Here is a 6,443-nt window from a genome sequence, read left to right as displayed (position 1 = left end):
CTAACGGAGCGAGACGGACTGAAAGTCACATAATCAAAAACAAGTCGCCAGCGCGACTTGTTTTATGTTTCATGTTTTTGTCTAAAGTGGTAGTAGGCCCCCAACATACCCGCAGCGTTTTGATGGTGGGCAAATTCCAAACGAATCTTATCTGCTAGGCTAGGAACCAGTTCGGCACACAGGGCTTGATAGATTTTAGGTTTCAGGATGGCTTCCTGAGCCATAATCCCCCCTCCAAGAACGATGACCTCTGGATTGAGCACATAAACGATATTGGCCAGTCCTTTGCCAAGGTAGGTCACCATTCGATCAATTCCAGCCATACAGATTTTATCTCCTTCAGTTGCCTGTTTGAAGATCCGGCGACCATTCCACTGTTCCACAGGATCTCCATGATGTTCTGCCACATACTCGACCAAAGCCGTCGTTGAAGCCAGATCCTGAAAGGCACCGTCTGGCAAATGAAGATAGCCAACCTCACAAGCTGAATTACTAAAGCCATGAAAGACCTGACCATCAAGCAAGAGGCAACCACCGATCCCTGTCCCAATCGTCAGGCAAACAGCATTGTTAGATCCTTTTGCATGGCCTGTAGTGACCTCTGCGAGACCAGCACAGTTGACATCATTTTCAATCTCGCAAGGGATCTGAAATGTCTCTTCAATTTCCTTTTTGAATTGGGTACCTGCATAGTTGGGAATTTGCGGGCCAGCATAAAAGATTTCTCCCTTATCAGGATCGACCATTCCGGCCGAAGAAATCGCAACCCCTGCCAAGGGATGCTTCTTCAAATAACGGGCTACGATTTCCTTTGTTGTGTTAAGAATGTGAGGTCCTCCTTTTTGGGCCTCCGTTGGCATTTCATGGGTCTCTAGGAGTTGCCCTTTTGCATCGGCTAGACCATACTTGATACTGGTCCCTCCGATATCAATTACAACATATGGATTCATCTAGACCTCCTTTGATCAAAGGAATCTGGCTTTTGTGTCCTGAATGAGTTGAGCAGCACGTTGAATCACTTCTTGATCCGCTTCTACTACTGGCGTCAAAGGGGAGCGAACAGATCCCAAGTCCAAACCTTCATTGATGCGCAAAACCGCTTTGATGACCGCATACATATTGCCATGAGCAGACGTCAAGACTCCGATAATGTCATTGATGGCAAACTGCAAGGCACGCGCAGTCTCTAAGTCTTTCTCAGCAATCAGCTGATTGAGCTTCAAGAAAAGTTCTGGCATCGCACCATAGGTACCACCGATCCCAGCATGGGCTCCCATGAGACGGCCGCCTAAGAATTGTTCATCTGGACCATTAAAGACAATGTGGTCGTCGCCTCCTAAAGAAGTAAAGGTTTGAATGTCCTGAACAGGCATCGAAGAATTCTTGACCCCAATCACCCGTGGGTTTTTCAACATTTCCTTGTAAAGGCTCGGTGTCAAAGCAACCCCTGCCAATTGCGGGATATTATAGATAACAAAGTCTGTATTGGGTGCGGCTGCACTGATTTCATTCCAGTAGTGGGCAACACTATATTCTGGCAAGCGGAAATAGATCGGCGGAATGGCCGCAATGGCATCCACTCCTAGTTCTTCCGCATGTCGTGCCAATTCTACGCTATCCTTGGTGTTGTTGCAGGCTACGTGAGCAATGATGGTCAATTTCCCTTTAGCTACTGCCATCACTTCTTCCAAGATCAGCTTGCGATCGGCCACGCTCTGGTAAATACATTCGCCAGAGGATCCGTTGACATACAAGCCCTGCACACCTTTCACGATAAAATATTCTACCAGCGCACGTACCCGCTCCGGGCTAATTTCTCCTTGGTCATCATAGCAGGCGTAAAAAGCGGGGATGACTCCTTCATATTTTTTTAAATCTGACATTTTTTCTCCTTTTGTCACTAATAAATTCATTTTATTCTTGGTACTGGGCGAAAATCTTTTCCATTAATCCAACTTGTGCAAAAGCCAAGCTTGAAAAGCCGAACAAGAAAAAGATCATAAGCCCCAATAGGAAAGCTAAAACTGAGCTTGCAAGAGCCATATATAGAAGCAAGAGAGCACTTCCCATGACAAAGAACCAAGGAAAATGCAAGCCTGTCACAATCATGGCTTTTTGCAAACACTCTTTCCAATCCAATTGGTAGCGGGCTGCAATCGGATAAGCAGCCAATAAGATCAACACAAGAAAGAGAAAGAGGCCTAAACAAATGGTTTTCAAAGCTTGGAAAGCTAGGGAAGTTTGCCCCCAAAATAAGAATAAATCAAAGAGACAAATACCTGCAACAATCAGTTCTAAACTTCCTAGTTGCAAGCCTATTTTCCAATTGTCCCGAAAAGCCTTCGCATAACTACGAATCACCGGAACTCGACGCTGGTGCTTAATGGCAAATAAGGTCTGATACAAACTAATTTTCGCAATTCCAATCGTGAGAACTGGTAAACAACTTAGCACAAATAAAAGATTAACAGTTACCAAGTCGAGGACTTTCTCACTGATACGCATCACTACATTGTCCGTGTTAAAAACGGTTTTGATCAATCCTGCCCCCTTAGATGACATAGGCACTCCTTTCTAACGTGATCAATCGATCGCAATTTTAAATAGATATTTTTTCACGATATCTTCTTTCCCTGCATAGCCATTGGGTTGGTGAGGCTCCCCTGGAAAGAAAATCGCAAAATTATGATAGCCTAGATGAAGCGGATAAGACTCCTGGCAATGGACAAAACCGATGTCCGATACTTCATCAAATGCGATAGCCTCACCTGTCACACGAGATCCATAACTCGAAAACTCATGCCCTTCTACTAATAAATGCAAATCGGCATATCTTTTGTGGTGTTCAAAGCGATCATTTTCTGCTTTGTTGAGGGTATTTTCTTGAACGACGAGAAAGACCTTATCCCCATCAATATCGTATCTCCCCAATTCAAAAGAATCCTTCCGATGCTCATAGAGAAAGTCAATGGCCTGATCTAGATTGGGGTGGATTCCTTTGTAAAAGGTGATGTTTTTTAAATCATCAAATATCATATTCTCATCCTTTCGATACTTCTCAGCCTAGAAAACCGATCTGTACACAACTATCATTTGTCCAAACAGACGACTTATCCTTTGACCGCTCCCATGGTAATCCCTTGTGTAAAGGATTTTTGGAACACGAGGAAGACCGTAACGATTGGCACTGCAGCTAGGGCTGCCCCAGCCATGATCAAGCCATAGTTGGTGGCCATTTCAGCCTGCATGGTCGCAACCCCTAGTGAAATAGTCAAGTTTTGCCGAGAGGTCAGCATTACCAATTGCATAAAGTAGTCGTTCCAGGTGTTGATAAAGGTAAAGATGGCAAGGGCTGCAAATCCCGGCTTGACAATTGGGAAAGCAACGCTCCAGAAAGTCCGCAACTCTCCACAACCATCTATCTTAGCAGATTCTAAGAGTTCTGTTGGGATGTTTTCACTAAATTGCTTCATCAAGAAGACCCCGAATGGCCATCCAACCAATGGTAGAATAACCGCTGCAAGGGTATCATGGATTCCCATAAAGTTGATAATGCGTACCAATGGGACCAAGACAACTTGTTTCGGAAGGGCCATAGCTGCAATGAAGATGGCAAAGAGAATTCGTTGCCCATAGAAGCGTTTCTTAGCCAAGACATAGCCAGCTAAGGAAGAGGTCATACACACCAAAAGCATGGTTGCAAGGGAGATGAAGACACTATTCCACAACCATTGTAGGGCTGGGTTTTGTACCATCAACTGTTGGAAGTTTTCCATGGTTGGTGTCTTTGGCCACCATTGAGGTGGGATCATAATAGTGTCTGGCTGAGATTTAAAGGCCCCTGTCAAAATCCAATAAAATGGGAAAATGAACAAGACAGTCAAAAGGAGCAAAATGATCGTTGAAATCACTGTAAAGGCAGTGATGGGTTTCTTTTGTGTTGGTTTCATCTGAGGCTCCTTTCTTTAGTATTCTACGTCGTTTCCGAGGATCTTGAATTGCGCAAAACTGATAATGGCAATCATCACCGCAAGGAAGACACCCATGGTGTTGGCATAACCGTATTCAGAGAGTTTAAAGGCTTTTTCATAGAGGTAGTACATAAGGGTACTCGTTGAATAGTTCGGACCACCGGATGTCAACAATTGGATCAAGGCGAAACATTGGAAAGAGTTAATGGTCGTAATGATCGCGATATAAAGAGTTGTTGGCAACAAGCTTGGCCATTTGATCTTCCAGAAAACTTGAAATTCTGTCGCACCATCCACACGCGCTGCTTCTACGAGAGAATTATCAATATTTCCCATAGCTGCGATGTAGAGGATGATCGGTTGACCGACTGAAGTGGTCAACAAAATAATGATGATGGCCATCAAAGCCCAGTGTTTGTCCCCCAACCAAGAAATGTTTTGGTTGATGACATGTCCAGATTTCAATACAAAGTTCAAAATCCCTGATAGTGGATCATAGATCCATTTCCATACAACCGTTACCGCTACACTCCCTGTAACAACTGGAAGGAAGAAGACGAAACGATAGAAGGAACGCGCAATCGCATTTTGATGGTAGGTCTGAGAAGCCACAAACAAGGAGAACAATACGACGATCGGAACCGATCCGATAACGATGATGACGGTATTGATCAAGGACTTCACAAAGACCTTATCCGCAAACATGCGGGAATAATTTTCTAAACCGACAAACTTAAAGGATGTCATAGAATAGTTGAAGAAACTTGTCACAAAGCCCATGATCATGGGTGCTAGGACAAAGACCGTAAAGAAGATTAAAATGGGTGCTAGGAATGCGTAGGAAACGAGTGTCTCCCTCATTCGGATTTTGTTTACCTTCACAGTAAGGCACCTCCTAGTGTTCTTTTTCTATTTTCTTTTCTAAACATATCTTACGATTTAAGAAAAGAAGATTCAGAAAGAATGAAGACCCCTTCGTTCCATTCCAAATAGAGAGCTACGGATTCGAAAGGGCCTGCATATTCTCATTTCTATGAAAGACTTAGATTTGCTTCATAGACTGATTATTTTTTCGTAATGGTTTCGTTTGCTTTTTCAGTAAAGGTCTTCAAAGCTGGTTCTGCTTTTTCATCCCCGTTTGAAACAGATTGCAACATTGGGAACCATAGGGTCCGCATTTCTGCAAAACCGTCGATTGTGTTGTAGTATGGTGAGTAGTATTTTGTCCAAGTGCTGATGGTTTCCATCCGTTTGTCATCGTACAACTTACCAAATGAACTACGAACTGGGAAGGCTCCTGTACGCACAACATCTTTTGGACCCCATTCTTTGTCGTCTGCGATGAACTGTACAAATTTCTTAGCAGCAGCAATTTTCTTTTCATCTTTATTATTGAAGACTGCAAATCCATTGACAAGGTATTCCAATTTTGGCTTGCCTGAGTCAGATGGGAATGGCACTTCTACTACTTCGACCTTACTTGCATCCAACAATTTAGCTTGGATACCGTTTTGTGAAGGCGCCCACAAGATGGTGTAAGAAGTTTGACCATTCGCAAAGTTTTGGATGTCTGCTCCTCCATCGAATTGAGAACCATTCATCATCAAGCCATCATTGATCCATTTAGAAGCTTTTTCCAAACCTTTGACAAATTTCGCATCATCGGTTGTATACTTGGTTACTTTTTCATCAGTAACAGAACCGCCATAAAGGTTGGCAATGAAGGCACGAGTTCCTTGGTCTCCACCTTGACCATTACTGAAGAGTGATCCTGGTGTGTAACCTTTGTCTTTCAAAGCTTTCAATACTTTTTCAAAGTCGTCTGTCGTCCAGCCTTCTTTGACAAGATCCAACACGCCTGCATCTTTGAGCATCTTCTTATTCATCGCCATGTAGAATGGTGCTGAACTAATTGGATACATGTAAGCTGTGTCGCCTGCCTTGCTGGCTTGAATGATATTTTCATTATTGACATCTTTGACAAAATCTTCTGTAAAGAGATCGTTCAAATCAGCCAATTTTCCATTTTTACCATACTGAATGATCCGTCCAGGTGCATCAAAGAGCACATCTGGAGCAGTTCCTGCTTCAATAGCCGTTGTGATCTTTTCAGGACCTGACTTGAAGTCAATCGTTTCCAAATTCACGTGGATATCTGGATTTGCTTTTTCAAAAGCTGCAATAATTGATTTTTCGTAGGTTCCGACACCATCTTCTGCTTTTTCTTGAGTAAAGACTGGGAAGGCCCACCAAGTGATTTCTGTTTTACCAGAATTTCCACCAGAAGATTCTGATTTTGATCCTCCGCCAGAGCCACAAGCTGCGAGTGCTAGAAGAGCTGCACCAGCTACCAACGAGCACAATACTTTTTTCATTTTCATGTGATTTCTCCTCACAATTTACGGTAAGATTACTCTTACAGGGGGTTATCCTCAATGAGGACGCCTATTCTTGTTCATGTTTCAGATTCGA

General features: G+C 43.3%; 7 protein-coding genes. All 7 read right to left on the bottom strand.

The window, feature by feature from the left end; genetic code table 11:
- Window positions 1–62 precede the first annotated feature (62 nt).
- Window positions 63–950 carry an ROK family protein gene (locus HMPREF2832_RS00265; protein WP_070505210.1) on the bottom strand — a complete coding sequence of 296 codons (888 nt, stop codon included), beginning with the start codon at window positions 948–950 and terminating at the stop codon, window positions 63–65.
- Between the two features lie 15 nt (window positions 951–965).
- Window positions 966–1,883, bottom strand: coding sequence for a dihydrodipicolinate synthase family protein (locus HMPREF2832_RS00260; RefSeq protein WP_070505209.1), 918 nt, complete (start codon window positions 1,881–1,883; stop codon window positions 966–968).
- Window positions 1,884–1,914: 31 nt separating this feature from the next.
- Window positions 1,915–2,562: a DUF624 domain-containing protein gene (locus HMPREF2832_RS00255; RefSeq protein WP_070505208.1), complete on the bottom strand. Its 648-nt coding sequence runs from the start codon at window positions 2,560–2,562 to the stop codon at window positions 1,915–1,917.
- A gap of 21 nt (window positions 2,563–2,583) precedes the next feature.
- A complete protein-coding gene (locus HMPREF2832_RS00250) occupies window positions 2,584–3,036 on the bottom strand; it encodes a NanQ anomerase/TabA/YiaL family protein (RefSeq protein WP_070505207.1) in 453 nt (150 codons plus the stop codon).
- Between the two features lie 74 nt (window positions 3,037–3,110).
- A complete protein-coding gene (locus tag HMPREF2832_RS00245) occupies window positions 3,111–3,950 on the bottom strand; it encodes a carbohydrate ABC transporter permease (protein ID WP_003002334.1) in 840 nt (279 codons plus the stop codon).
- A 15-nt stretch (window positions 3,951–3,965) separates the two neighbouring features.
- On the bottom strand, window positions 3,966–4,853 hold the full coding sequence (locus HMPREF2832_RS00240; protein WP_003009412.1) for a carbohydrate ABC transporter permease: 888 nt from the start codon (window positions 4,851–4,853) through the stop codon (window positions 3,966–3,968).
- A 182-nt stretch (window positions 4,854–5,035) separates the two neighbouring features.
- Complete coding sequence (locus tag HMPREF2832_RS00235) at window positions 5,036–6,352, bottom strand: extracellular solute-binding protein (protein ID WP_013904413.1); 1,317 nt, start codon at window positions 6,350–6,352, stop codon at window positions 5,036–5,038.
- Window positions 6,353–6,443 lie beyond the last annotated feature (91 nt).

Source organism: Streptococcus sp. HMSC073D05 (assembly GCF_001812015.1).
Lineage (GTDB): Bacteria > Bacillota > Bacilli > Lactobacillales > Streptococcaceae > Streptococcus > Streptococcus parasanguinis_D.
This window is presented reverse-complemented; position numbering and strand designations above follow the sequence as displayed.

Coding starts and splice junctions, on each gene's coding strand:
- HMPREF2832_RS00245 (WP_003002334.1), bottom strand. CDS start 3,950: ATGAAACCAACACAAAAGAAACCCATCACTGCCTTTACAGTGATTTCA.
- HMPREF2832_RS00250 (WP_070505207.1), bottom strand. CDS start 3,036: ATGATATTTGATGATTTAAAAAACATCACCTTTTACAAAGGAATCCAC.
- HMPREF2832_RS00260 (WP_070505209.1), bottom strand. CDS start 1,883: ATGTCAGATTTAAAAAAATATGAAGGAGTCATCCCCGCTTTTTACGCC.
- HMPREF2832_RS00235 (WP_013904413.1), bottom strand. CDS start 6,352: ATGAAAATGAAAAAAGTATTGTGCTCGTTGGTAGCTGGTGCAGCTCTT.
- HMPREF2832_RS00255 (WP_070505208.1), bottom strand. CDS start 2,562: ATGTCATCTAAGGGGGCAGGATTGATCAAAACCGTTTTTAACACGGAC.
- HMPREF2832_RS00265 (WP_070505210.1), bottom strand. CDS start 950: ATGAATCCATATGTTGTAATTGATATCGGAGGGACCAGTATCAAGTAT.